We start from the raw sequence: 25,692 nt of genomic DNA on the forward strand, positions 1-25,692 counted from the left end.
GGGCCGAGCCAGTTCTGAAGACCATTCGAGCGACTGTGACTCGCTAACGACGTTCGCTGAGATCTGTTCCAGTGCATTGGGCCGCTGTACCGGGCCTGGTGCCTACGCAGTCGGATCCTCTCAGCGATGTGATCCGAGGATGCGTTGCCGCTTTTCTCAGAAAGGACAACGGCCCCTCTAAGTGGCCGTCAAGCGCGTCGGCACTCTTAGCCTGCGCCTTCCAAGGAAGCGAGACAACGCGGTCACCCCGGAGGATCCAATGCAACTGCAGGCCCTGCGCCCAAAGCGAGGCACTACCCTCGTCCACCCCGAGATCTTTTGGATGGCAGGGGTGGCAATCCGCGCTGCCCTCCTCACTTCCCGACACAGTGCTTTTGCGTCTCGCCCGGGATTTTAGGAATGTCGAAGCAGGCTTAAACCCCGATGGGGGCGCAACGGAGGAGGACAGGTTCTCGATGGCCGCAGCCATCTACGTGGTGATGAATCTGCTGAGCGAGCATCCAGGGCGGTCGGGGACGGAATACGAATTGCAGTTGTCGGAAACCGCGCTCTTTCGCGCCCTGCAGGTTTATCAGATCGGCCTTGAGCGCGAAATCGTCACACGCATCACAAAACTTGCCTCTTCGACTGATGCCGAGACGCTGGCCAAAGAATTGGTGATGCGCCGATGAGCGACTCGGATAGCAAGCCTGCGCTCAGGACGGCGCGGTGCGACCGCTTCGCAGCCAGCGAGGGTCGCAACACATTGGCCTGCTTTGCGTAGAGGCAAACCCGAATCGTGGAAAGCACTCGAGACAGCATAGATAGACAGAGTGCATTTGGGGACACGGCCACGCGCTTTTACACCGAGCCGAGTTACAGGCGCATCGACTGATCGCGGTCCCCGCAGTGAGCGGCGCGGCGGGGTTCGCGGTGCGACGAAAGATAGGCGCAGAACCGGCGTGCAATCGCCGACCCTAAGCCACAGGCCGATTCTGGTCGATCTGCCACTCGGAGATAGAGCTGACCTCGATTACGCGGACCTTGTCCGAAGGCTTCAGAGACCGCCCGACTTGACGCTCGACTTCGCGCTGCAGGGGCGGGTTCTCTTCGGACATCTTCAGCAACGTGCCGCCCTTAATCACTTTGACGTGGGTCACCTTGAGGAAGAGCTTCTCGTCCGAGCGCGCGCCTTGCCCATCCACAAGGACCACGTCCGTCGGATTCAAGTGGTCATATTGGGGTCCGACCCCGTACAGAGTGGCTTCCCGGCTTCCATGCTGTAGCCAGGAGCGCAGCGCCGGGTCGATCACCAGAGGAGGGTCTCGATAGATGGTTCCAAAGCTCGGCATGGGGAAGTGGTCAGGAAAGACGCTGGTGCGGGTGAGTCCCGCCATCGACGCGCTGGAGTGTTCGTTGATCTCCAAATACTCGTGAAATCCCACGAAAGGGCCGCGCTTCGCGTCATACGTCACGTAGATGTGCGGCATCTTGAAGCCCTCATCTCCCTTGTCGTCGATGTACTCGATCTTGTCGAAGCGGATCAATCCGTGCCGAACCAGCACGGCGCGGTTGGCCCGAGGCAGCAGCTCCCAGAAGCCTTGCACCGCCAAGCGCCTCGCCTTCGCCTGTTTGTCCTCGTCGTTCCCTCCCCCGATCATCAGGCGATCGCCGTCCACCGCCTTGGTGCAGTCCCACGTCTTGCCTTGGCGGTCGAGGTAGGCGTAATGCCTGGACACGACGACGATCAGTCCAAGCGCGTGCAAAGCGTGCACCGAGAGTTCCTTCCACCTCGGGTTCTTGTCGAAGTCGGGGTACTCGTCGTCGGACGGGTAGTGCTCGTCATTCAGATCGCGCAGGAGCACACTGCCGCTGGGCCGATCGCCCAGTACGCGCATCAGCTTGTTCTTGGCCAGCACAGTGGAGCGGACCGCGGACGTTCTGGAACGGCGTTTGGTCACCAGCGAAATGCCGAAAAAGGCGAAGAGGATGTTGTCGTTCTTGGGCTGGAAGAGCATGTCCTCGAGTTCTCCTGCGCCCCACAGGTAGAACTCCATCACGCCGCGCGAGCGCAGTTCTTCACGAAATCGGTCATGGGCGAGCTTGGAGAAGTGCATAGGCGCGGCCAGGATGTAGCCATAGGGCGGCGCCTCCGGTTTCACCGCGTCGGCAACGATGGTGGCCACTTTCTTAGGCCCGACCGCCTTCTCACGCTTGCACTGGATCATCCAGAGATTGCCCTCCATCGGATGGGCTGCGTCCTCGGGATCGGTCTCGTCTTCGACGCCTGGCGATGCGGCCCTTGCCTCTTCGAAGGCTCGGACGTCGAAACCATCGTCGGCGCCGCCACGCCCAGTCGATTCGATGGACTTCCACGCCCGGAAGTCGTACGCGAGCTGGCGAACCAGATCTTCGAAGCGATGGGGATCCAGGTCCTCAAAATGGATCGGTCCGAGTGTTCGTGTGACGTGGGGTTTTGCCATGGGTCCGCTGCCCTCCAGAGTTGGGCAACGAATCTACATCACTCGCCTTGCTGGGACCGCTTGCATAGGGCCAGCGGAATCGGGCTAGCATCGACGCGATCGGCCAAGGACAACCGCATGCACTGCGTCTGTGGAGCCGGCTACGTCGAGGGATTGCCGGAGGATGAAGCCTGGCATCGGTGCGAGCATGCCGAGTTCGCCCAAGGGCCCCGCGCCCCGGGTTTAAAGCGGCTGTCCCAGCTTGGTTCGATCCAAAGGCTTTGCTGCCTATCGCATCGATGCCGGAACGCCGAAGGCGATCGCGGCAAAGTTGGCACGCATCGCGATGGTGGCGCAACACGAGATCGGAGGTCCAGCCGGCTTCTATGGCGACGGGCTGCCCGAGCAGCAGCTGTACGTGCTGGCAGACGCCGGACGCTGCATCGCCATGGTGCTCATCGGCCAGACCGACTATGTCTGGCACCTCGCATGGAACAAGGCGAGGCCGGGAGGCGTGGAGCTCGTGCAAGAGCACGCCACCATGCGTTCCCCCCGTGATCGCACGCGCCTGGGTCGCCGCTAACTACAGGCAAAGCGCAATTGCGCAGGAGTTCGTGGACCTGGCGGTAGGCCATTGCGGGCTGGACCGTCAGGCTCTGTGCTGGGAGTTGCCCTTCACCAAAGGTGGCCAGGCGCTCGCGCACAAGATTTCACCCGCCGCCCTCCTGGGTTCCTGCGACCCGGTAGAGATGGGCGAAATCCTTGCCGGCAAGTCGCGCGAGAAGCTCTGAACGGCCGCAAGGAGGCCAAGCGCTGCTGGCGGGCAGATTCGGCGTCGGATCGAGCGCATCGAGAACACTGCCACCGCCCTGCTCCACCTTGGACTGCAACGATCTGTCCCCATACCGCCGAATCAGCCGTACGGCGCCTGCAAGTCCCGTGCGACAACGAAACCCCGTCATCGCCTCGTCGCCCCCCCCGACATGCCGCCATGGCGCTGAGAAGGCAGCCGGTTCGAATTGTTCGCTCCAGGGCACCTCCTCGATCCAGCGCAAGGATCGGATGCGCAGCAGGTTGAGCGCGAAGAGCTTGTACACCTGGTAGCGCGCCGCATAGGCGGCGCCCGCCGCGTCCTGAGGGAGCCACTGCACAAATGGGGCCAGTGCGGCTCCGCGCCACGCAAACCCTCGCTCCCGTATGTCCTTGGGCTGGCCCAACTGCACCGCCGTGCGCACCAGCGCAACCGCCGTCAGGTGCATGGGACGGGTGATCCGCGCCCCTGAGCCATGCGCTTGGATCAGCTCCGGCGGTAAAAGGCAGGCACCCCCGACTGCTTCGATTTGCTCCTGCAGTTGCCACACTGCCTGCGCGCGTTCATTGGCGACGAGCTCGTGCCGCTCGGCGAGCTCCATCGTCACTTCGAATCGGGGGACCAGGTTCTCGGAGATCATGCGCAATGCCGTTCCACAATGGATCGGCCAGGATCGATGCAAACCAATCGAGACGCGATGGATGCCCAGGGCTTCCGGGCGACACCTGGTGGCCGGGCTATTCAGCCTGAACAGATTGCAAAGCTGTGCTCGTGGTAACAGCGCTTCATACAGGCGCTGGAACGCCTCGGGCTGCTCGACGCCCTGGGTCAAGCAGCGCTCCAAGTTCTGGGTCAGCACGAAGGGATAGCCACACGACCAACAGAAGTTGTGGTGTTCTAGGAACGAGCTGGTGTTGGTTGGGATGGGCTTTGCGCACTGGATGCAACCCACAAGCAGCCGGCATCCGTGTACAGGGCACGCGCCTACTGAGAGGTGTTGGAACATCGCCGTGTGCCAACCCCGGTCGAGGCAGTCTGGGCAATACCGCAACTCGCCGACCAGGATGTGGCCGGCTTCCAGGTCGCCCAGGAGCGACGCGCCCACGCTGTCGCGCCAGAACCGCGTCGGAAACCCGAAGGCATGCCCATGGTCTTCCCGACGGCGTTTGCTGTGGAAGACGTTGTAGTCATTGCGACGAACGTAACCTTGAATCCGGCGCCCGTCTGAGAAGGTCCATGCGTGGCGATGGGCCAGCGCCGTCAGAAGCATGACCGCCGACGGCGTGAGGCCGCCGACGCCACGCTGGCCAAGCTGCTCCACGATGGCATTACCGAGCGACATAGTGACGCAGCACTTTGTGCAGACTGGCCTTCTTCATTGCAGCCTTCGCCATAGCCGCGTCGATCACGCTCTGCGGGTCGGCAGCCAGGTGAAAGAACATTGAATTCAGCGCTGGGCGCAAGTAGGCAAAGGGGAGCCTGGCCGCGGTGCCTGTGAGGTTGTCTTCCGTCAAGAGAGCTGTGACGGCCTCTTCCATGGGACGCGCCAACTCCGTGATCGACCAGCCTTGCCGAGCCCGCTCCGGAAAGTGGCGGGTGGTGAATTCAAGACCTTCTCCCTCCATGTTCGTCAAGAGGGCCCCGATGTCTTCGATAGTCAGCCCGTGATAGATCGCCATGCCCTGGAAGAACCTGCCGATCATTTGCAGGTAGTTGTTCTGGAAGGCCAGGTCGATGGTGGTTTTCATCTCCGGCTGACCGATGGACAGCATGTGGGGCACGAACCCTGCCTTGCGCACGTCCGATGCCAGACTCATGAACACCGGGTACAGCTCGTGCGGAATGTTCTGCAGCTCGTCGATGATCAGAACCACCCGCCTGGCGCGCAGCGCCTTGCACTTGGCAACAATCATCCCGAGCACGCGGCTATAGATCATCGGCAGTTCCCGACCCGGGGCAGCGGTGCTGTCCAAGTTAAGAAGACACTTCTTGAGCACAGCCTCCGCCGTTTTCGGCTTCATCAGCAGGAACTCGAAGATGACGACCGCCGTGGCGGGCAGCATCGACGGCAGGCCTTGCTCGAGGTATTTGGCAAATTCGCTCTTGCCCACGCGCTGGATGCCCCAGATGTGCCCACCCTCGAGTTCGCACTCCACCCAGTCGGCCACAACCGTGGCTTTGCGCTCGATCTCGGGCGTCCAAATGGGCCGATTCGGGAAGAAGCCACCCGTTTCCTCCGCGTTGGAGGACTGGTTCAGGTCGTCGCTCATCCCAACCTCCTGGGCACGACAAAGCGCCGTACCGGCGCGGTGGGCACTTCGGGAGCAGCAGCAGGGTTGGCAGCCGGCCGAAAGGACGGCACGTTCGAGTAGAGTTTCTCTGACACCGGCGGGCCATCCACCTGCAGTGGCGGCGGCAGGGGCAACGGATCGGGGACCACGACCGCGTCGATCTCCAGATACTCGTCGCCGGCTCCCACGGCAAGGACCTGATCCTGGATCGCCTCGGGTGGCAACTGGCGCTTGAGGTAACGCATGATGTAGGCGTACTCCAAGGCGGCTTGACTGTCAGCCTTGGCGCGTCCGGCCAGGTGGCGCAGAACGCCAAAGAGCGCGGAGTCACCGGGTCGAGACCGGTAACGCGCGTCTGAACGGTTCTTGCTGATGATCTCCAGCATCCGTTGGTCGTGCGGCACGTTGGCCATAGAGCCTTCGCAGGTGACGACATTGAAAGTCGCGAACGACTGATCCACCAGTTCCACGGTGCGCAGGTCGTTGTAGTCGACCATGGCAAAGAGCTTCTTGCCGCCCAGGCCGGGCTGGACCTTCAGCCATGGAGACGCATAGCGGCGCTTTTTGTAGATCACGAAGTTGCCGCGGCTGTCCTTGAGATCGCAATGCACGGTGACCGGCAAGGGTTCGCAGAAGTTGTGCGGTTTGCGACGGACCTCCGGCAGGTAGTTGCACTTGATCTTGTTGGTCAGCACCAAGCGCGCCAAGCGCGTGAAGGAGTCCAGGTAGCCCGCTCCGGAGCTCGCCATCACGTTCTGGTTGGCGAAATAGACGTCCAGCGCCTGCTCCAAGAGCCCGATTTGCACGCGCTTTCCCACAGGGATCGCGGCCCGCTCGCGCACGGAATCCTGCGGACCTGTGCCCGTGGTCCCCGGCAACTGGTGGATCAGAGCACGCACCAGATGGCCGATTGAGCTTTCGATGTCGGGACGGCCCTTCGGCCGCCCCGGGATGCCGAGCAAAACCCGCCCGCCAAAGAGCCGCTGCAAAAGGGTTTGCAGCGGGTTGAACAGGTGCGACAGCGCGTTGTCCAAATAGACCAGGATAGGCACCGCATAGCGCAGCGGCTCGAACGTGTTCTGCGGGAAGCCTGCGCCCTTTTCGTACTGGATGGTGGGCTCCACGCAGTCGACTGCCGGCTGACCGAGGACTGCGTTTCGGAACAGCTGGATGATGTCGGGCCCGCTCGCCTGTTGCCGCAGGCACATGTGCCATGCAATGTTGCAAGCGACGTTGCCAATGGAGCGGCAGCGCAGGACCTGAAATTGGCTGAGCGCAACGAACTCGACGTCCCAGCGCGCCATCGGCAGCTCGATCACCGCCTCCAGGTCGACCTTCATCTCGTCGATTACCCATACGGTGTAGGGCATGGGCGGCGTGCGCGAGGTTCCATCTCCCAACTCGTAGAGTGCGGCCACGGCCGCGGCCGGTCCGTGCTGCTTTTCGATGTGGCGACGGCGGTTCTCGAACTGGTACACCCTCTCGTACCAGCCTTGTAGCGGCTGATAGCCCTTGCTTTTGGTATTGAGCGGGTAGTCGGAGGCGCACAGGCCCTCGTCCTTGCAGATCTCGATGAACTTGGCGTGAATGTGATGGGGCGTCACCGTGTTGGGACGCTCCTTGCCGTTAAGGAACTCGGTCAGGCGCCGGAAGATTTCCGGTCGATCCTTAATGAGCTTCTTGAAAAGGCCGGTATAGCCGCCGAACTTGCTGGTCTTGCCGGCCGGCGCCTTGCGTTCGCGTGCCGCCTGAACCCGATTGCTAACGAACGCGCGGGTTCCGCAGATCTGGTCGGTCCCGGCCTGCGCGCCGAGCGCGCGCGCCATAAGATGGAAAAATTGCGTCTCGCTTACACCGGCAAGCTTCTTGACCTCGCGAAATGGTGCGTGATTGAGAAACGCCGTGGCTGCCCTGGTCAAGGCGATGAGGCGCGCCCTCTTCTTGAGGTCCGACACCGTGTTGGGATCGACCGCCGGCCAGTCGGAAATGTCCCGCCACTGCGGGGGGATCGCGAGGTAGAAGGCCGCTCTTCGCAGCTCCTTGCGCGCCTCGATCATTGCAGAACCACCTGCGTGCGCAGCACGCCGTAGTTGTCCTGCGAGAGGTCCAGGCGCAGCAGGCCGTGGCAGTGCATCCAGGCCAAGCGCGCATCAACCAGTTGCGGTGACACCCCCAGAGCCGTCACCAAGCGGCCACGGTCGGTGTCTCCGTGGGTACCCAGAGCCGCGGCAATCCGCGCATCGAGCTCGAGCCCTTCGTCTTCATGGATCGCTCCGGCCTGACGCAGCAGTTCCATGCGCCAGAAGGCGTCCACGTTGGAGCGTACTTGCGCCAAAGTGGTCACCACGATCTGCGCGTCCAGCGCGCGGCCAACGCGCTTGAGTGCGTTGACCCGAGAGCGCGAGCGCTCCTCGGTCTTGCAAGCCAGATGGAGGCGGTTTGCGCCGGTGCTGCGGCTGGTGACGACGAAGGTGGCGACGGCCTTGCAGATCCGCCCCTCCACCTCGGCCACGACCGGCGTCGCCTTCACGGTAATTGAGGCCGTGTCCGGATCAAACCGTGCGTGCAACCACGCCTCGTATTCGTAGGCGTAGGCAAACTGCACGTGTTGTTGGGAGATCGGGTCGTAGCAGCGACTGACTGCACCCCGAAATTCGGCGTAGCGCCCAGTGCGCCCGCCCCAGCGGGTAAAGTTTTTCATGGTGGGTAGGTCTCGAAGACCCATGGAAGCGGCCACCGCATGCGCGGGCCACTGCCACAGGAATTTCTTCAGATGGCGCCGCTGATGCGGTTCCATGCGCTTGAAGGATCGCGTCCTCGATCCCAGGCCGCCCGTCCAAGGCACGGCCTGACCGTGGGGCTTGACAGCCCAGCCCATTGCGCCGACACTACGTTTCAAGGTTCCCCAACCTGAAAAGAGTGACGACGCCGCCCAGCTTGCTGTGCGGCGTTTTCCGTTTTGGGTGGTCTACGGACGGGGTTTCGGTTCTTTGCTCGTCGCTAGTCCTTTCCGGGCGTCTCGCCCACAGCGTGGACCGGTCCCAGCCTCGCCAAGATGCCGGCCCTCCAGTTCCGTACTTCCCTGGCGCTCGCAAACCACCCGCGGCGCCCCTCGATCTTCACCAGCATGATTGGCAGGCGGCCACCGCGAGCCGCCGCGCGGAATGCTTCGCCCGTGCGAAAGCCCAGCGCCTCGCGCAGCGCGGTGCCTCCGAGGAGTTCCTCTTCGTCTAGTGTCTGAGTGGCCGCGCCGACTTTTGGCATCATTCGTCCAACTACCGGTAAGTCGCGCAGGTTACGAATCGAGCAACGACCCCGTCTAGCGTTGAAACGGTCAGCCAATTCAACAGTAATACTTGTTTAGCAATTCATTCCCACGCGTTGTTCCGGCCGAACAGGTGATCGACCTGGTCCCGCGGCCACCTTCTTGGGCGAAGCCGACGATTCATCGGGCGCAAAGAGCTATCCAGCGCTGGAAGACGAAGGCGCTGTTTCAGGCACTGTTGGACGAGACTGGCGCTTCGGGGCCCTACGACCTCGAATCCAAGCTGATCGAAGCCTACGGAGATGCCCTGGGGCCCCGGTGCAGCGCATTCGACCGGATGAAAAATCTTGGGCAACCGGATCTCGAGAAGAAGCTGTCGCGGCTTGCTCGGGACCCCGCAAATGCCTCCAGGTGGATTTACCACGCAACCCTGTATGCGCCCAAAGCACTCGATGTGTTGAGGGAGGCCATATGGCGACTGCTGGACCCGACGCCCATCGGACATATCGAGCTGGCAGCACTTAGCGAGCGCCGCTATTCGGAGCGGGAGGATCCCCGCTGCATCAATGTCGTGCTCACCGATCTGGCAGGGTTCCCAGAGGATGACGAATGGGTCTACATCGGGACCGGAGCCACAAAGAAAAGGCAGGGCTTGACGCAAGCGCTGTTTGACATGCGCTACGCTGAACTATGGAGCAATGAACGCGCGTACCACTTGCACCTATTGAGTGCGATGGAGCGACTATCGAGCAAGGAACTGGACCCTGATTTGCAAGTGCTGGGGGCCGAGTGTTGTGACTACTTGGCGACTTACTTCGGCCGCATCGAGGTTCCGGAGGAGGCCCAACCGGCCCACGTGATCGAACTTCGGCTAGCGCTTTCCGCATACTTGGGTGCCGATCCGTTCGGTGTGATCTCGGGCGCCGAACTCGAGTGGTGCCCACGTTGATCGGCTGGGGTGCGGGCCGGCAGGTTAGTGAGCAAAATGACCTTATCCGGCGAGATCCTCTAAAACTGACCCTTGATGGATTCGAGCAGGGCAAATTGACCTAGTTGGAGAAATGGGTCAATTCGTGCCTACTGGTCAAAAATGCGTTTGAGTTCAACACCTTAGGGGACCTGGGTTGTCCCACCTCCGTCACTGAGCATCGGCCTCACCCTCACTCCATCCCCAAGCTGCCATGAGTTCTCTTGCACCGTCCCTGAACTTCGAGTTCGAGATCGAAGGCATGACCTGCGCTTCCTGCGTGGGCCGCGTCGAGAAGGCATTGAAGGCCGTGCCCGGTGTCAGCGAGGCCGAGGTCAACCTGGCGACCGAGCGCGCAACCGTGCGCGCCACTGGCGTCACAGCGCCGGCGCTGGTGGCCGCCGTGGAGAAGGCTGGCTACTCGGCCCTGCCCCACGAGGAGCACACCTCGACCGCGCACAGCGCCCACAAGGTCGGCGAACCGTGGTGGCCCGTGGTCTTGGCCGCCGTGCTGTCGCTCCCGCTGGTGCTGCCCATGGTGGGCATGCCGTTCGGCGCCGACTGGGCATTGAACGGTTGGGTGCAACTGGCCCTGGCCACGCCCGTGCAGTTCTGGCTGGGCGCACGCTTCTACCGCGCCGGCTGGAAGGCGCTGCGAGCGGGCACCGGGAACATGGACCTGCTGGTGGCACTGGGCACCAGCGCGGGCTACGGCCTGAGCCTGTACCTCCTTTTCAGGCACGCAGACCACGGCACCCCGCACCTGTACTTCGAAGCCTCGGCAGTGGTCATCACCCTGGTGCTGCTGGGCAAGTGGCTGGAAGCGCGCGCCAAGCGCCAGACCACGGCCGCCATCGCCGCGCTCAATGCGCTCAAGCCCGAGGTCGCCCGGGTGCGCACGCCCGGCGGCGACGTGGACCTGCCCCTGGCGCGTGTGAAAGTGGGTGACGTGGTGATCGTTCGCCCCGGCGAACGCGTGCCGGTGGACGGCACGGTGCTCAGCGGCGTGAGCCAGGTGGACGAGTCCCTCATCACGGGCGAGAGCCTGCCGGTCGCCAAGCACGGCGGCGACAAGGTGACCGGCGGTGCCGTCAACGCCGATGGGCTGCTGGAGGTGCAGACGACGGCCGTCGGCGCCGAATCCACACTGTCGCGCATCGTGCGCCTGGTGGAGTCGGCTCAGGCGAAGAAGGCGCCCATCCAGCGCATCGTGGACCGCGTGAGCGCGGTGTTCGTGCCGGTGGTGCTGGGGCTGGCGCTGCTCACGCTGCTCGGCTGGGGCTGGTTCGCGGGCGACTGGGAACAGGCCATCCTCAACGCCGTGGCCGTGATGGTGATCGCCTGCCCCTGCGCGTTGGGCTTGGCCACTCCCACGGCCATCATGGCCGGCACCGGCGTGGCTGCGCGCCATGGCATCCTGATCAAAGACGCCGAGGCCCTGGAGGTGGCGCACCGCGTGGACACCGTGGCTTTCGACAAGACCGGCACGCTGACCGAGGGCCGGCCACAACTCGTGGCCAGCCTGGCCGCGGCGGAACACGAGGCCGATCTGATCCCCTGGAGCCTCGCGCTGCAGGCCGGCAGCGAACACCCGCTGGCACGCGCCGTGCTCGAGTCGCCCCAGGCTGCAGGCCTGACGCCCCTGCCCGCCACCCGGCTGAGCGCGGTGCCGGGCCGCGGCATGTCGGCCGAGGTCGACGGCCATGCACTGCGCCTGGGCAGCCCACGCTTCATGCAGGAGCTGGGCGTGGACACCTCGGTGCTGGCCAAGCAGGCGCAGCGCCTGCAGGACGAGGGCCGCACCGTGTCCTGGCTGGCCGACGTGACGCAGGCGCCCCGACTGGTGGGCCTGCTGGCCTTCGGCGACACCCCCAAGGCCAGCGCCGCGCGCGCGGTCGAGCGTCTGCACGGCATGGGCGTGCGCACGGTGATGCTGACGGGTGACAACCGGGGCGCGGCCACGGCCGTGGGCCAGCGCCTGGGCATCGAGCGCATCGAGGCCGAGGTGCTGCCCGCCGACAAGGCCGCCGTGGTGAGCGGCCTGAAACAGGGCGGGCACGCGGTGGCCATGGTGGGCGACGGCATCAACGACGCCCCTGCCCTCGCCTCGGCCGACGTGGGCATCGCCATGTCCACCGGCACCGACGTGGCCATGCACGCGGCCGGCATCACGCTGATGCGAGGCGACCCGGCGCTGGTGGCCGATGCGATCGACATTTCGCGCCGCACCTACCGCAAGATCCGCCAGAACCTGTTCTGGGCCTTCGCCTACAACGTGATCGGCATCCCGCTGGCGGCGGCCGGCCTGCTCAACCCGATGGTGGCCGGCGCGGCCATGGCGCTGAGCAGCGTGAGCGTGGTGAGCAACGCCCTGCTGTTGCGCGGCTGGCGGCGCTGACGCCTCAGCGGCCGCGCGCGGCGGCCACGAACTGTGCGAAGCCCTGCACGAAGTCCGCCAGTTGGCGGGCGATGGCCTCGTCCTGCAAGGCGCCGTCCGCGCCGAAGACCGAACCGGCGCGCGAGACCATCAGGCGCCCGCCGCTCCAGTGCTGTGCGCCCAGGGTGCGCAGCACGGGCAGCCAGTGGGCCTGTCCCATCACCGTTCCGAAGCCGCCGGGCGAGGCACCGATGACGGCCACCGGACGGTTGCGGAACACATCGGGCATGCCGGGCGTGGGGCGCGACAGCCAGTCGATGGTGTTCTTGAACACGCCCGGAATGCCGTTGTTGTATTCGGGCGAAACCAGCAGCAGGCCATCGGCGGCGAGGATGCGCTCCTTCAAGGCGCGGACCGCCGGCGGGGTGCCGCTGGCCTGCTCCAGGTCGCCGTCGTACAGCGGCACGCCGTGCACGGTGGCGGCGTCGAAGCTGGTGTCCGCGCCCGCGGCGGCTTGAGCCGCCTTCAGCAGCGAGGTGTTGAAAGAGCCGGCGCGCAGGCTGCCGGACAGGCCGAGCAAGGTGGTCATGGGAAAAGGCTCCTGGTGGGAACCTCGAGGCTACACCGGCCGCGATCAGCGCCCCATGCCCTCACGCTCCATCAGCAGGTAGGTGTTGTAGGCGTTGATGCGGTTGGCCGCACCGAACAGCGGCAGGGATTCGAAGCGCGACCAGTCGGTGCGCGCGTAGGCGTCCTCGAAGGGTTCGAGGTTCCTGGCGGCTTCGCCCATGGCCTGCCGCAGGTGGACGAGGTAGTCGCGGGTCAACTGCAGATCCGCGACGGACTGATCGGACACCGGCCCATGGCCCGGCACCAGCAGGCGCGGCTGCAAGGCCAGCAGGCGATCGAGTGACCGGATCCAGCCGCTGCTGTCGGCCAGGCCCACGAAGGGGATGCGCCCGCGAAACACCAGGTCGCCCGCGAACAGCACGCCGGTGCGCTCATGCAACACCACCAGGTCCTCGGGCGTGTGGGCCGGCCCGGCCAGTTGCAGGCGAAAGCGCTCGCCACCGAGTTCGAGCACGGTGTCGGCCTGCAGCCAGCGGTCCGCTGGCACCAGCCGCGTGTGCTCGTCGATCCAGGGCGCCAGCTCTTCACGGCTGGCTTGCAGGCGCAGCCGCGCCGTGTCGGACGCCAGGTACTCGCGCCCCTGCTCCCCCGCCACGATGGTGGCGCCCGCCGCCTTGAAGCGCTGCAGGCCGTAGATGTGGTCCGCGTGGTAGTGCGTCACGATCACGTAGCGCACCGGCAGCGGCGTGATCCGCGCGATTTCGGCCAGCAGCTCATCGGCCAGTGCCGGCGAGCCCAGCGCGTCGATGACCACCACCCCTTCGCGCGTGACCACGAAGGCCGCGTTGGAGATGAAGTTGCGGTTGGCCGGCGAGCCCAGCGCCGCCGCGCCCTGCGCGAACCAGATGTCGGGCGCCACCGGCTGCACGCGCAGCGGCGTTTGTGCCAGGGCCTGGGTCAGCGTGAGCAGGCCCAACAACAGGCCCGGGACAGTGCGGCGGGAGAAACAACAGAACATAAGCAAGGCCGAATGTATCAGCGGGTGAGCGCGCTGGCGAGGCCATGCCGGCGCGGCCGCTGGCTTGCTTCTTGCACCCGCGACCGGGGGCCACTGACCGAGGGAAACACCTGCCCTTTTGGAGCCAGCGCCCCACAAGCCCAGACCTACAATCCCGCCTACTTCGCACCAGCCGGATGGCCGGTTGGGCGGCAACCGAGATCTCTCATGAAACACGTTGTCCTGTATTCCGCGCTGATCGCCGCGGTGGCCCTGTCGGCCTGCGGCAAGAAGGAGGAAGCGGCACCCGCCGCCGCGCCGGCCCCGGCACCGGCCGCTGCCCCGGCGGCCGCCCCCGCACCGGCCGCCCTGCCCGAGCTCAAGGTCGCCATCGACCCGACCTACGAGCCCTTCACCTTCAAGACCGCCGACGGCAAGCCCACCGGCTTCGACGTGGACATTGCCGAAGCCCTGTGCAAGGAGATCAAGCGCCAATGCGTCTTCGTCGAACAGGTCTGGGACAGCATGATCCCCGGCCTGCAGGCCAAGAAGTACGACGCGATCATCAGCTCCATGTCCATCACCGAGGAGCGCCTGCAGGTCGTCGACTTCACGGACAAGTACTACTTCACCCCCAGCCGCATCGTGGTGAAGAACGGCACCGCCTACACCGATCCGGCCTCGCTCAAGGGCAAGAAGCTCGGCGTGCTCAAGGGCAGCACGCAAGAGAAGTACGCCATGGCCGAACTCAAGCCCGCCGGCGCGAACATCGTTCCCTACGAAGCGCAGGATCAGGTCTACCTGGACATCAAGTCCGGCCGCCTCGACGGCACCGTGGCCGACCAGGTGGAAGTCAACGGCGGTTTCCTGAGCAAGCCCGAGGGCAAGGACTACGGCTTCGTCGGCCCTGTGCTGGACGACCCCAAGTACTACGGCACCGGCGTGGGCGTGGCGCTTCGCAAGGGCGAAACCGCGCTCAAGGACGAGCTGAACGCCGCCATCAAGGCCATCCGCTCCAACGGCGTCTACGACACCGTCAGCAAGAAGTACTTCGACTTCGACGTCTACGGCAAGTAAGCCGCGAGCGGTTTGTCCGGCTACTACCAGTCCATCCTGCAAGGCGCCCTGCTCACGGTGGGCGTCTCACTGGCCGCCCTCGGGGTGGCCATTTTGTTGGGCCTGGTGGGCGCGGTGGCCAAGCTCTCGGGCCGCCGCCCCCTGGTGTGGCTGGCCACGGCATACACCACGGTGGTGCGCGGCGTGCCCGAACTCGTGCTCATGCTGCTCGTCTTCTACGGCGGCACCATCGGTTTGAACCACCTGCTCGAGGCCATGGGCAGCCGCCGCACGGTGGACATCAACCCCTTCGCGGCCGGCGTGCTCACCATCGGCTTCATCTACGGCGCCTACATGACGGAAACCTTCCGCGGTGCCATCCTGGCCATTCCGCGCGGGCAGATGGAAGCGGCCTGGGCCTTCGGCATGGGGCCGCTGCGCACCTTCCTGCGCATCACCGCGCCGCAGATGGTGCGCTACGCCATCCCCGGCTTCACCAACAACTGGCTGGTGCTCATCAAGGCCACGGCCCTGGTCAGCCTGATCGGCCTGCACGAGATGACCTACCTGGCCAAGCAGGCCAGCGCGGCCACGCGCGAGCCCTTCACCTTCTTCCTGTTCGCGGCGGCGCTGTTCCTCGTCTACACCTCGGTGTCGCTGTGGGCGCTGCGCTGGGTCAACCGGCGCTTCAGCCTGGGCGTCAAGCGCACGGCCTGAGCCGTTTCGAGCATCATCCATGCGCTGGGACATCATCTTCCAACCCGCCCACCTCGCCATGTACGGCGAGGGCGTGCTCACCACCCTGAGCCTGCTGCTGTCGTGCCTGGCCATCGGCGGCGTGCTGGCGGTGGTGTTCGCGCTGGCGCTCACGCAGGGCCCGGCGCCGCTGCGCTGGCTGGTCGGGGGGTACACCTACGTGATCCGCGGCACGCCGCTGCTGATCCAGATGTACATGATCTATTACGGCCTGGCCCAGCTCGAATGGATCCAGGCGCGCTGGGACGCGGTGTGGCCCTGGACCCTGTTCAAGGACGCCTTCTTCTGCGCCCTGCTCGCTTTCAGCCTGAACACGGCGGGCTACACGGCCGAGATGCTGGCGGGCTCCATCCGCGAGACGGCGGCCGGCGAGATCGAGGCCGCGCAGGCCATGGGCATGGGCCGCTGGCAGGCGCTGCGGCGCATCGTGCTGCCCAGCGCCATGCGCCGCACCCTGCCCGCCTACAGCAACGAGGTCGTGATGATGCTGCACAGCACCAGCCTGGCCAGCGCCGTGCCGGCCATGCTGGACGTGACGGCCGCCGCCAGCCGCATCTACTCCGACTTCTACCTGCCCTTCGAGGCCTACATCTTCGCCGCCGCCATCTACCTCACCATCACCTTCACCCTGGTGGGCGTGTTCAAGCTGAGCGAGCGGCACTTCCTTGCGCACCTCGCGCCGCGCGCGCACTGAGCCCCCACTGAGCTATCGTGTGTCCACCATGGAACGGCGTGAACACCCCCTGTTGAGCCCGAGCCTGGGCAGCCAGAAGCACCTGGTCTCTTTCCGGTACGGCGCGGCCGACGCCCGGCCCAAGGTCTATCTGCAGGCCAGCCTGCACGCCGAGGAACTGCCGGGCATGCTGGTGGCGCACCACCTGCGCCCCCTGCTCGAAGCCGCCGAGCGCGCCGGCCGCCTGCGCGGGCAGGTGGTGCTGGTGCCGGCGGCCAACCCCATCGGCCTGTCGCAGCGGCTCAACCACCGCGCCATGGGCCGCTTCGAATTCGGCACCGCGCAGAACTTCAACCGCCACTACCCCAAGCTGGCGGATGCCGTGTTCGACGCGGTGCGCGCTCGCCTCGGCGCGGACCCGGCCGCCAACGTGGCCCTGGTGCGCCGCGCCGCCACCGACTGGCTCCAGGCATGGCAGCCCGCGAGCGAACTCGACAGCCTGCGCCGCCAGCTTTTCCTGCTGGCGCACGACGCCGACGTGGTGCTCGACCTGCACTGCGACTGGGAGGCCGTGCTGCACCTGTACGCCGAAGAGGCCTGCTGGCCGCCGCTGGCGCCGCTGGCCTGGCTGCTGGGCTGCCGCGCGGTGCTGCTCGCGCGCGACTCGGGCGGCGAGCCCTTCGACGAATCGCTCTCCGGCCTGTGGTGGCGCCTGGCCGAGCGACTGCGGGACGAAGGCATCACCCACCCGCTGCCGCAGGGCTGCGCCAGCGCCACCGTGGAACTGCGCGGCGAAGGCGACGTGTCGCACGCGCACGCGCAGGCCGACGCCACAGCCCTCATGACCTACCTGCAACACCTGGGCGTGATCGACGGGCCGGCACCCGCGATTCCCGAGCCCTCGTGCCAGGCCACGCCGCTGGCGGGTTCGGAGACGCTGCACAGCCCCGTGGCGGGCGTGGTGGTGTTCAGCGCCCGCCCGGGCGACACGCTCGCCGCGGGCGAGCTCGTGGCCGAGATCATCGACCCCACCGCGCCCGGCGCCTCGCGCGTGCACCGGGTCACCGCCGGCGTGGCGGGCGTGCTCTACGCCGCCATCGGCGAACGTTATGTCGTGGCCGGTGGCGAACTCTGCAAGATCGCCGGCGCCACACCGTTCCGCACCGGGCACCTGCTCGGCGCCTGATTCACCAGCCACCCATGACATCGACCGCCCCCTCCCCCGCGGCCGCCGCGCCCCTGCTGGCCGTGCACGACATCCACAAGCGCTTCGGCCAGAACGAGGTGCTCAAGGGCGTCTCGCTCGAGGCGCGCGCGGGCGATGTGATCAGCCTGATCGGCAGCTCGGGCTCGGGCAAGAGCACCCTGCTTCGTTGCATCAACCTGCTGGAGAAACCCAACGCGGGGCGCATCGTGCTCGGCGGCGAGGAGCTCAAGCTCGCGGCCGACCGGCACGGCGAGCTGCACGCCGTCGACGCGAAGCAACTGCAGCGCCTGCGCACGCGCCTGGCCATGGTGTTCCAGCACTTCAACCTGTGGGCGCACATGACGGTGCTGCAGAACATCATCGAGGCGCCCGTGCACGTGCTGGGCGTGCCGCGCGATCAGGCGGTGCAGACGGCGCGCAAGTACCTGGAGCGCGTGGGCCTGGCCGGTGTGGAAGACCGCTACCCCTCGCACATGAGCGGCGGCCAGCAGCAGCGCGTGGCCATTGCGCGCGCCCTGGCGGTGGAGCCCGCGGTGATGCTCTTCGACGAGCCCACCTCCGCTCTCGATCCGGAGTTGGTGGGCGAGGTGCTGCGCGTCATGCGACTGCTGGCCGAGGAAGGCCGCACCATGGTGGTCGTGACGCACGAGATGGGCTTTGCCCGCGAGGTGTCTTCGCACCTCATCTTCCTGCACAAGGGCTGCATCGAGGAACAGGGCGTGCCGCGTGAGGTGCTGGCCGCCCCCAGGAGCGAGCGGCTGGCCCAGTTCCTCAAGGGCAACCTGAAATAAGCCGCGCCCGGCTCAGGGCGTCAGCTCCAACTGACTCGCCCACTTGGGTGGTCTCAGGCTCAGCGTGCGGTGCCCGTTGGCCAGCCACGTGGCGCTCATGTCGCGGTAGCGGCTGGAGAACACGTTGCCGCTCTGGCCCGTCTGGTAGATGAAGACCGAGCGGTCGAGGTCGGCCAGGTCGTAGATGGCGCGCAGGCTGGCCGCGTGGCGGTTGGCGAACGGGGCGTCGGCTTTGTCCAGGTGGTACTGGCCCACGTTCACGGTGAAGGGGTCCCCGCCGGTGGGCTCGCGCACCTCGAAGAAGCGCGCCAGCGGCTTCACGTTCGAGAACGGCCGGTGCGCCGAGATGGCCGGGTGCGCGTCGCCCCAGCGCCAGGTCGACACGTCCGATCCGTGCACGGCCGAGAGCCTGTCCAGCGCGCGCGAGAAGGCCTCGCCCGAGGCGTGCACGCAGCCCTGCACGCCGCACCAGGCGCGGTTGTCGCTCTCCAGGAAAGCTTCCACCGACTGGCGGAACAGGCGCTTGCCGTACAGCGACTCGAAGCGCTCCTTGCCCAGGCGCTGGCCGATCACGCCGCGCGTGAACTCGTCGATCCAGGCCGTGTAGATGAGCGGCACCGCCGAATCGGCGCGCATCACGCCGTCGAAGCCCTGCAGCGCGGCGCGCGCGGCCTCCGCGAGCGGGTGCGTGGAAGGCGCCTTCAACAGGTGTGGCATCAGCCGCAGCGTGGACTCGGCATGCTGGTCGCCCTGGAGGGACCGCATGCTGGCCACGTCGTGCTTGGGCGTGGCCTCCAGCAGGGTCTCGATGCGCTGCTGGCGGTACGGCGGGGCCCAGTCCTGGGTGATGAAGTGCGGGTAGTCGGCCGCGTGGATGCGCTGGTTCGCGGTGGCGATCCAGCCGCGCGCGCCATCGTCCTGCGGCGTGTCGGCGTAGGGCAGCCAGCCCGTCCAGTCGTAGCGCGGCTCCCAGCCCGGGGCCGGCGCCACGCCGCGGATGTCGTTGTCCGCCGAGCGCAGTGGCACAACGCCGGCCGCCTTGTACGCGATGCGCCCGGTGCGATCGGCCATCACGATGTTCTGCATCGGCGCGCGGAAGGTGGAGAACGCGGCCAGCAGTTCCTCCACGCTCTGCGCGCGGTTGGAGGCCAGCGTCGCGGCCACGTTGTCCTCGTCGTCCAGCGCGGTCCAGCGCAGCGCCAGCACGAAGCGCGTGGTGTCGATGACCTTGCCGTGCTGCGCCTGCGCGTCGCTGAGCACCGGGCCGTGGCGCGTGTGGCGCACCAGGTGCGTCACGTCGGCCTGCCCTTTCACGCGGATGGTCTCGGCGCGCACGGTGAACGGGGCCCATGCGGGCTCGCCGTCGGCCGAGGGCACGCGGTACTCGCCGGTGTTGGCGGGGTTGATCTGCTCGAGGTAGAGGTCCTGCACGTCGGGCCCGGTGTTGGTGAAGCCCCAGGCCACGCCGGCTGTGCGGCCCAGCACCACGAAGGGCGTGCCCGGCAGCGTGGCGCCGATCACGTCCATGCCCTTGAGCCCGCCGGCGTCGGGCGCCTGCAGGCGCGCGAAGTACCAGATGGCGGGCGCGCTCAGGCCCAGGTGCGGGTCGTTGGCCAGCAGAGGCTGGCCGGTCTTCGTGCGCGAACCGGCCACCACCCAGTTGTTGGAGCCCTTGTTCTCGTTGAAGCCGAAACCGGCGGTCCAGTCGCGCAGGTCCAGCGCGATGCGCTCGCGCCAGCCGGCGACCTCGGCGACCTCGCCTGCGGACGGCGCCTGCGAGGTCGCGGTGCCGTTGCCCGGCTTGCTGCCCGTGCCGTTGACCTTGAACACGCCCAGCTCGCGGTACAGCCGGCCCAGATCGGCCGTGGCTGCGGGCGCCTCGCCCGGGTACGGCGGGAACAGTTCCCACAGCGCGGGCGTGTCCAGCACCTGCAGCGCGGACAGGCGCGCGAACTCGTTGCCCCAGTTGCCGCCCAGGTCCAGCGCCATCATGATCGACCAGCCCACGCTGTCCGCCGGGTCCCACCAGGCGCCTCGCTTTGCCTCTTCACGGGGGTCCACGCCCAGCACCAGAAACTCGGGCGTGAGCGCCTGTTCGCTGCCGGCGAAGAAGGCGTTGACGCCCGCGCTGTACGCCTCCACGGCGGCCTTCGCATCCGGCGGCAGCGTGGCCAGTTGGCGCAGCGCCACCTGGCGGATGCCCAGGGTGCGCATGAGCTTGTCGGTCTCCAGCGTGGCCGGGCCCAGGAACTCGGACAAGGTGCCGCGCATGACCGCGCGGTTGAAGGCGAGCTGCCAGCCGCGCTCCTGCGCGTGCACGTAGCCCAGCGCCATCCAGGCGTCGCGCGGACCCTGCGCCAGGATGTGCGTCACATCGCTGCCGTCGCGGTTGACCTGAACCGGCGCGGCCAGCCCGCTCACCTGCAATTGGCCATCGGTCTGCGGAATCGTCTGTCTGGCGTACCACAGGCCCAGGGCGGCGGCCAGCACGAGCAACAGGCCGATCAGGGTGGCGAGGCGGCGGATCCAGCGCATGGATTTGTCTCACGGATTTATGACGAGCCGCGAGGATATACCCCTGATGGGTATGGCGCAGATGGACGCTTGTCACGCAAGTGGCGATGCGGGACTCAGACCGATGCGAGCGCGTTGCCTTCTGGTACTCCGCAGGGCAGACGATCCCGCCCAGAAGCTACCGTCCATGGACCTTTCAATCGCCACGCCCTCTGTTCCGCTCGACGCGGTCTTCATGCGAACGCGCCGGTGCAATGAGGAGATATCGCTGCATCGCTTGCACGGTGACGGTGACATCGCCACCGTGTTGTCTTTGCGTGAGGAGATCGATCTGTCAGTGCATGCCGCTGCAGGAGCTCGCTTTCAAGAGCTCGAAAAGAAACGAGACGCGTGCGGCATCGTCGTTGCGTTTGATTTGATGGATCAGCGAATCGGCACGATTCGAATCGTTCCGCTGGGCTACGGACTGACGCTGACGGAAGAGTTCCTGCCGCAACTTCCATCTGATGATTTTTCGTTGACGTGTGGGGCCTGGGAGGTCGGCCGCTTGGTAATGGCGCCCCAATATCGAACCGACGTCGACGCCTTGCGACACTGCCTTCAGAAAGCTCTGCTGCACGCATTCGCCGATGCCCATGTAGAGACGTTGTGGGCCACCTGCACGCGAGCATTGAGCCGGCTGTATCGCCGATTTGGTTTCGCAACATTGGCTCAAGACCTGCCATTGCCGGGGACGAACAAGGTCTACTCCCTCATACGTGGGACGGCGGATGACGTGGATAGGGCCTTGAAGCGCTGCTCTTGAGCCTGGCACGACGCCGACGCAAAAATCACTTCAGAAGGCGGTGTCTCCCATGGTTTCCTGGTTCAAACAGCTCTTTGCCTACTTCAAGTCTTATCACCAGCCCAGCCCTTTGCTGCTGCGCTACATGATCTTCTTCGGAGTGATCGGATATCCCTTGATGTACGGAATGCGCTATGTACGATCTTCATCTGGATACGACGACTTCATGCTTCGAATGACAGTCGTATCGTTGCTGCTGCTTCTTGCAGCCAGGAACTACTGGCCCAAGCGATTGCAAGCCTGCTACCTGCCCGCCTGCTACATCGCGATGACGATCGCTCTGCCGTTTACGCTCGTCTTCACGTCGCTCAAGAATGGCGGCGGTCCGGCGGCAGTGGGCAACACATTCATGTCGGTGTTCCTGCTTATGTTGTTGGCCGACTGGCGCAACTTCATCGTGATGTTGATCGTCGGTTTTGGCGCCGCGGCAGGCATCTATGCATGGACGGACCCGAACCCCCAATTGCCACTCGAGTATGTGCTCCGGCTGCCGGTACTGGTGGTTGGCGTGGTGGGTGGAAGTCTTTTCAAGTTCGCCCTGGAGCAGGCCACGGTAGAGCGGGTTCGGCAGGCCTATGCCTCGCTTGCCGGATCCATTGCGCATGAGATGCGCAATCCCATGGCGCAGGTCCGGTACAGCCTAGACAACATTCGACAGGCGCTTCCAGTTCTCGGCGCGCATGAGCAAGGCACGTTTGGCTCGGGGACGGAAATAGAACGGTTGCATCGTCACGTCTCCCAAGGAGAGATGGCCGTGCAACGGGGACTTCAGGTCATCACCATGACACTCGACGAGGTGAACGACAAGCCACTCGACTCCCAGCGCTTCGCCTACCTGTCCGCCGCACAGGTGTGTGCCAAGGCGGTGGAGGAGTACGGCTACGACAACGATCTGCAGCGTGCCAAGGTCAAACTTCTGATACACGACGATTTCGTTTTTCGTGGAGATGAGACAGCGGTTCTATTTGTCCTATTCAATTTGATGAAAAACGCGCTGTACTACCTGTCGATCTATCCCGACGCGCGACTACAGATATCCGTGGGGAGCAACTTGATCGTGGTGCGCGATGACGGACCTGGCATGGATGCTGAAGTCTTGCAGACGCTTTTCAAGCCGTTCCGATCGACGGGAAAGCTTGGCGGGACTGGATTGGGCCTGGCCTACTGCCACCGAGTGATGCGTGCATTCGGCGGCGACATACGTTGCGAGTCAGTACTCGGCAGCCATACCGAGTTCATTCTGAGCTTCCCACCAGTGGATGCAAAGGAGCTCGAGGCGCGGGGTGCTGCGTTTCTGATCGAAGTCCGCGAGCAGTGGGCAGGCCGGCGTCTCCTCGTGGTTGATGACGACAGCGCATTGCGTATGTCCACACTGCTGATGCTGCAGCCGTTGGACGTGGTCGTTGAGGAGGCTGCAGACGGCCTGCAGGCGCTGGATGCGCTCAGAGCGCACTCTTACGACGTGGTGGTGTTGGATCTGAACATGCCCGGCATGAGCGGCTATGAGCTTGCCGAACGTGTGCGTCGCGGCGATGCTCCAGCCAATCGACACACCTGCCTCCTCGCGCGCACGAGCGAGTCCGGTCATCTCACGCGCGTGAAAATCGGGAACGCCGGCTTCGATGGCTTCGTGAGCAAACCTGTGGACCGGATCGGGCTGTTGGACGCCGTGAACCAAGCCATGCACGCGCGCGAACGTGGACACTGGAGCGCCCGAGATCGCTTGAAGGACAAGCGAGTGCTGCTGGTGGACGACAACCCGTGCAACCGCGCGGCTATAGCGGCGTATCTCAGGCAGGCGGGAGCCCACGTGTTGGAGACAGACAGCGGCGACGCTGCGCTACACGAGCTACGCCGCGATGACGCTTGGCACGCCGTCGTCCTCGATATCCATATGCCAGGCATGAGCGGAATCGAACTGGCTCGGGCCATTCGCGCGCTGGGTGGCTGTCTGAACGCGGTTCCCATTCTGGCGGTTACTGCGCACGCGGGCGACGACGAGGTTGCGGAGGCGCGCGCGGTTGGCGTGGGCGACTTTGTCCTCAAGCCCGTGGAGGCGCCGCTGCTATACGAACGCCTAGGTTCAATGGTGGGCCTGCAACCTTTGAAGCGCGAGGTTGCCTCAGCTACCGTCGCGATTCCGGTTGTGACAACTCTGATCAATGTTTGTCGCCTGGAGGGTTTCCTGCGCATTGGCTTGGTTGACGAATTGCTGGGCGATTACCTACCTCGCATCCATTCACTGGTGGAGCAACTCGCTGTCGCTGCCAACGAGCGTGATAGGCAAAGAGCCATCGACGTGCTGCATTCCTTGGTCGGCACAAGCGGTGAAGTGGGGGCGCAAGCACTGCACCATTTCAGTCGTGGCATATATGTGCCGCTGCTTGAGCGGCAGCAGTGGCCGTCGCAGGACATTGACTGGCTCGCCCAGCTTCGAGACCTCGCGCAACACACCAACCGCGAACTGCTCGACTGGGTCGCGCTGCGACGTTCGAGCGTCACCGAGTAAAAGTTCGTTGCCAGGCTTTGCCGCTGAAGACCATGGTTACTAAGCCTTAGCGCGCGCTGGCGGCCGCGTTGCGGGCCAGCGCCATGCTGCCGTCCATGAGCTTGAAGGCCACGGTGGGGGCGCTGAAATCGGAGAACGGCGCACCCAGCGAGATCTCGCCGTCGCTGGTCAGCAGGCATTCCTGGCGGCGCAGCTGCACCACCGAATCGCTGCCGCCGAAGCGCACCCAGGTGCCATAGCTGCTCACGTCTTCCAGCACGTAGTTGCCCGAGCGCAGGCCGATGGTGGCGTGCATGCGCGAGACGCGCGGGTCGCTCACCACGAAGCTGGCCTCGGGCACGCGGCCGATGCGCAGCGGCAGCTCGCCGGAGCCGAAGGTGCGTGTGGCGTCGAGCCAGGCGAGTTCGATGCCGGCGAAGTCGGAATCGTCTTTGGGCGTGAGGGCGTGCAGGTCGGCGGGCACGGTGAGGAACTCGGACTGCATGTCGGCCTGCCACTCGATGCGGAACACCTCGCAGGGATCGACCTTGCCCTTGATGCGCATGGCGCCGAGGTTGCGGCTGCGCACCAGCGAGCGCGGTTCGAGCTGGTGGATGACGGTGTCGCTGGCGAAGATCTGCTCGGGCCCGGCCAGGTCGCTCAGTCGCGAGGCCAGGTTCACCGCATCGCCGAAGCAGTCGCCGTCCACCCACACCACCGCACCGCGCGCCAGGCCGATCTGCATGAGCAGCTTGAGGTGGGCCGGCCATTGCTGCACGCGCTTGCCATGCTCCTGCTGGATCTGGACCATGGAATCGACGGCCGCGCGGTTGTCCGCGAAGGCCATCAGCACACCGTCGCCCAGCATTTTCACCACCGTGCCGCCGTTGGCCTGGCCGCGCGAGCCGATCCACTGCGTCAGCTTGGTGACCGCCTTGGTGGCCCGGTCATTGCCCAACGTCTCGAACACGGACGTGCTACCGGTGAGGTCGACAAAGGCGATCGTGAGTTCGGGCATGGGTGGGGAAAACCTGCGGACCATTAGAGCATGGCCCCTCGAGCAGATCGTTACATCCTCAACCGATGCGAGTGGCCTTTGCGCGACGTGAAAGGCCATGTCGGGTGTGTCGCGCCGCCAACAATGAGTGCAAAAGCTTTACTTGCCTAAGGTAGTGCATGAGACTCCTGCGCTAACGGCATGATTTACTGTTGTTTTTTCCGATGTATCAGGGCTTGCGTGATTGCATCGACATACTTCAAGCCGTATTCTGGCCCTCCCTTTCGTGTGACGGAACTCTCACGCCCATGCGCTGGTTCAAGCCAAGTCTCCGCAACAGCATCTCGGCCCTGCTGGGCCCGAGCGCGCGCGCGGACGACGAGGACGAACTGGAACCCGTGCGCGAGGCCATGCTGGCCGTGCTGGGCGAAGAAGGCGCGCGCCTGAACCCGTCCCTCAAGCGGCGCCTGAAGTTCATGCACGACGCGCACAGCCTCTGGTATGCGCGTGGCGAACTGGTCGCGGTGCTCAGCCGCGTGCACGGCGAGGCGCTGGCGGTGCACCGCGTGCAGGGCCTCTCGCCGGTGTTCCAGGGCCTCGTGCCCAAGGCGCTGATCGACGCGTCCCGCATACGACGCGTCTGACCA

At 65.4% G+C, this 25,692-nt stretch carries 21 protein-coding genes; 12 read left to right on the forward strand and 9 right to left on the reverse strand.

Features of this window, described 5'->3' with window-relative positions; translation table 11 throughout:
* Positions 1 to 455 precede the first annotated feature (455 nt).
* Positions 456 to 671 carry a hypothetical protein gene (locus GTO19_RS14325; RefSeq protein WP_291021688.1) on the forward strand — a complete coding sequence of 72 codons (216 nt, stop codon included), beginning with the start codon at positions 456 to 458 and terminating at the stop codon, positions 669 to 671.
* A 285-nt stretch (positions 672 to 956) separates the two neighbouring features.
* Here GTO19_RS14325 and GTO19_RS14330 read toward each other — a convergent pair whose 3' ends face one another.
* Positions 957 to 2,462, reverse strand: a complete 1,506-nt coding sequence (locus GTO19_RS14330) for a restriction endonuclease (RefSeq protein WP_291021689.1) — start codon at positions 2,460 to 2,462, stop codon at positions 957 to 959.
* A gap of 241 nt (positions 2,463 to 2,703) precedes the next feature.
* On the opposite strand from GTO19_RS14330, the gene GTO19_RS14335 reads away from it, so the two are divergent.
* A complete protein-coding gene (locus GTO19_RS14335) occupies positions 2,704 to 3,024 on the forward strand; it encodes a hypothetical protein (RefSeq protein WP_291021690.1) in 321 nt (106 codons plus the stop codon).
* A gap of 127 nt (positions 3,025 to 3,151) precedes the next feature.
* On the opposite strand, the gene GTO19_RS14340 is transcribed toward GTO19_RS14335, so the two are convergent.
* Genes GTO19_RS14340 through GTO19_RS14355 form a run of 4 tightly spaced genes read right to left on the reverse strand, consistent with a single transcriptional unit; the run spans position 3,152 to position 8,340 of the window.
* Positions 3,152 to 4,573, reverse strand: a complete 1,422-nt coding sequence (locus tag GTO19_RS14340) for a hypothetical protein (protein ID WP_291021691.1) — start codon at positions 4,571 to 4,573, stop codon at positions 3,152 to 3,154.
* Positions 4,574 to 4,580: 7 nt separating this feature from the next.
* Positions 4,581 to 5,522 carry a hypothetical protein gene (locus GTO19_RS14345; RefSeq protein WP_291021692.1) on the reverse strand — a complete coding sequence of 314 codons (942 nt, stop codon included), beginning with the start codon at positions 5,520 to 5,522 and terminating at the stop codon, positions 4,581 to 4,583.
* Positions 5,519 to 7,600 (reverse strand): hypothetical protein, encoded by a 2,082-nt coding sequence (locus GTO19_RS14350; RefSeq protein WP_291021693.1) that lies wholly within the window; start codon positions 7,598 to 7,600, stop codon positions 5,519 to 5,521. Before GTO19_RS14350 ends, GTO19_RS14345 begins: the two co-directional genes overlap by 4 nt.
* Positions 7,597 to 8,340: a hypothetical protein gene (locus GTO19_RS14355; protein WP_291021694.1), complete on the reverse strand. Its 744-nt coding sequence runs from the start codon at positions 8,338 to 8,340 to the stop codon at positions 7,597 to 7,599. The genes GTO19_RS14350 and GTO19_RS14355 overlap by 4 nt, the downstream gene beginning before the upstream one ends.
* A gap of 601 nt (positions 8,341 to 8,941) precedes the next feature.
* On the opposite strand from GTO19_RS14355, the gene GTO19_RS14360 reads away from it, so the two are divergent.
* Both GTO19_RS14360 and GTO19_RS14365 read left to right on the forward strand, forming a co-directional pair.
* On the forward strand, positions 8,942 to 9,757 hold the full coding sequence (locus GTO19_RS14360; protein WP_291031203.1) for a hypothetical protein: 816 nt from the start codon (positions 8,942 to 8,944) through the stop codon (positions 9,755 to 9,757).
* A 232-nt stretch (positions 9,758 to 9,989) separates the two neighbouring features.
* Positions 9,990 to 12,173, forward strand: a complete 2,184-nt coding sequence (locus GTO19_RS14365) for a cation-translocating P-type ATPase (RefSeq protein ID WP_291021696.1) — start codon at positions 9,990 to 9,992, stop codon at positions 12,171 to 12,173.
* 4 nt (positions 12,174 to 12,177) lie between these two features.
* On the opposite strand, the gene GTO19_RS14370 is transcribed toward GTO19_RS14365, so the two are convergent.
* Both GTO19_RS14370 and GTO19_RS14375 read right to left on the reverse strand, forming a co-directional pair.
* Positions 12,178 to 12,741 carry an NADPH-dependent FMN reductase gene (locus GTO19_RS14370; protein WP_291021697.1) on the reverse strand — a complete coding sequence of 188 codons (564 nt, stop codon included), beginning with the start codon at positions 12,739 to 12,741 and terminating at the stop codon, positions 12,178 to 12,180.
* A 45-nt stretch (positions 12,742 to 12,786) separates the two neighbouring features.
* The gene (locus GTO19_RS14375; protein ID WP_291021738.1) at positions 12,787 to 13,740 is read right to left on the reverse strand and encodes an MBL fold metallo-hydrolase; all 954 of its coding nucleotides are present in this window, start codon (positions 13,738 to 13,740) and stop codon (positions 12,787 to 12,789) included.
* A gap of 207 nt (positions 13,741 to 13,947) precedes the next feature.
* Here GTO19_RS14375 and GTO19_RS14380 point away from each other — a divergent pair, with 207 nt between their 5' ends.
* Genes GTO19_RS14380 through GTO19_RS14400 form a run of 5 tightly spaced genes read left to right on the forward strand, consistent with a single transcriptional unit; the run spans position 13,948 to position 18,202 of the window.
* Positions 13,948 to 14,796: an ABC transporter substrate-binding protein gene (locus tag GTO19_RS14380; protein WP_291021698.1), complete on the forward strand. Its 849-nt coding sequence runs from the start codon at positions 13,948 to 13,950 to the stop codon at positions 14,794 to 14,796.
* 12 nt (positions 14,797 to 14,808) lie between these two features.
* Complete coding sequence (locus GTO19_RS14385) at positions 14,809 to 15,492, forward strand: ABC transporter permease (RefSeq protein ID WP_291021699.1); 684 nt, start codon at positions 14,809 to 14,811, stop codon at positions 15,490 to 15,492.
* Positions 15,493 to 15,511: 19 nt separating this feature from the next.
* Positions 15,512 to 16,225: an ABC transporter permease subunit gene (locus GTO19_RS14390; RefSeq protein ID WP_291021700.1), complete on the forward strand. Its 714-nt coding sequence runs from the start codon at positions 15,512 to 15,514 to the stop codon at positions 16,223 to 16,225.
* A 28-nt stretch (positions 16,226 to 16,253) separates the two neighbouring features.
* A complete protein-coding gene (locus GTO19_RS14395; protein WP_291021701.1) occupies positions 16,254 to 17,390 on the forward strand; it encodes a succinylglutamate desuccinylase/aspartoacylase family protein in 1,137 nt (378 codons plus the stop codon).
* Between the two features lie 14 nt (positions 17,391 to 17,404).
* Positions 17,405 to 18,202 (forward strand): ABC transporter ATP-binding protein, encoded by a 798-nt coding sequence (locus tag GTO19_RS14400; protein ID WP_291021702.1) that lies wholly within the window; start codon positions 17,405 to 17,407, stop codon positions 18,200 to 18,202.
* Positions 18,203 to 18,214: 12 nt separating this feature from the next.
* Here the strand turns inward: GTO19_RS14400 and GTO19_RS14405 are convergent, their stop codons facing one another.
* Positions 18,215 to 20,737 (reverse strand): penicillin acylase family protein, encoded by a 2,523-nt coding sequence (locus tag GTO19_RS14405; protein ID WP_291021703.1) that lies wholly within the window; start codon positions 20,735 to 20,737, stop codon positions 18,215 to 18,217.
* 166 nt (positions 20,738 to 20,903) lie between these two features.
* Between GTO19_RS14405 and GTO19_RS14410 the strand changes: the two genes are divergently transcribed.
* Together GTO19_RS14410 and GTO19_RS14415 are read left to right on the forward strand one after the other, a co-directional pair.
* Positions 20,904 to 21,521, forward strand: coding sequence for a hypothetical protein (locus GTO19_RS14410; RefSeq protein ID WP_291021704.1), 618 nt, complete (start codon positions 20,904 to 20,906; stop codon positions 21,519 to 21,521).
* 49 nt (positions 21,522 to 21,570) lie between these two features.
* The gene (locus GTO19_RS14415; protein ID WP_291021705.1) at positions 21,571 to 24,069 is read left to right on the forward strand and encodes a response regulator; all 2,499 of its coding nucleotides are present in this window, start codon (positions 21,571 to 21,573) and stop codon (positions 24,067 to 24,069) included.
* A gap of 46 nt (positions 24,070 to 24,115) precedes the next feature.
* Here GTO19_RS14415 and GTO19_RS14420 read toward each other — a convergent pair whose 3' ends face one another.
* Entirely contained in the window at positions 24,116 to 25,066 is a 951-nt protein-coding gene (locus GTO19_RS14420) for an adenylate/guanylate cyclase domain-containing protein (RefSeq protein ID WP_291021706.1), read from the reverse strand.
* A gap of 287 nt (positions 25,067 to 25,353) precedes the next feature.
* Here GTO19_RS14420 and GTO19_RS14425 point away from each other — a divergent pair, with 287 nt between their 5' ends.
* Positions 25,354 to 25,689, forward strand: a complete 336-nt coding sequence (locus GTO19_RS14425) for a hypothetical protein (RefSeq protein ID WP_291021707.1) — start codon at positions 25,354 to 25,356, stop codon at positions 25,687 to 25,689.
* The last annotated feature ends 3 nt before the right edge of the window (positions 25,690 to 25,692 follow it).

The organism is Hydrogenophaga sp. (assembly GCF_011772445.1).
Classification (GTDB): Bacteria; Pseudomonadota; Gammaproteobacteria; order Burkholderiales; family Burkholderiaceae_C; genus Hydrogenophaga.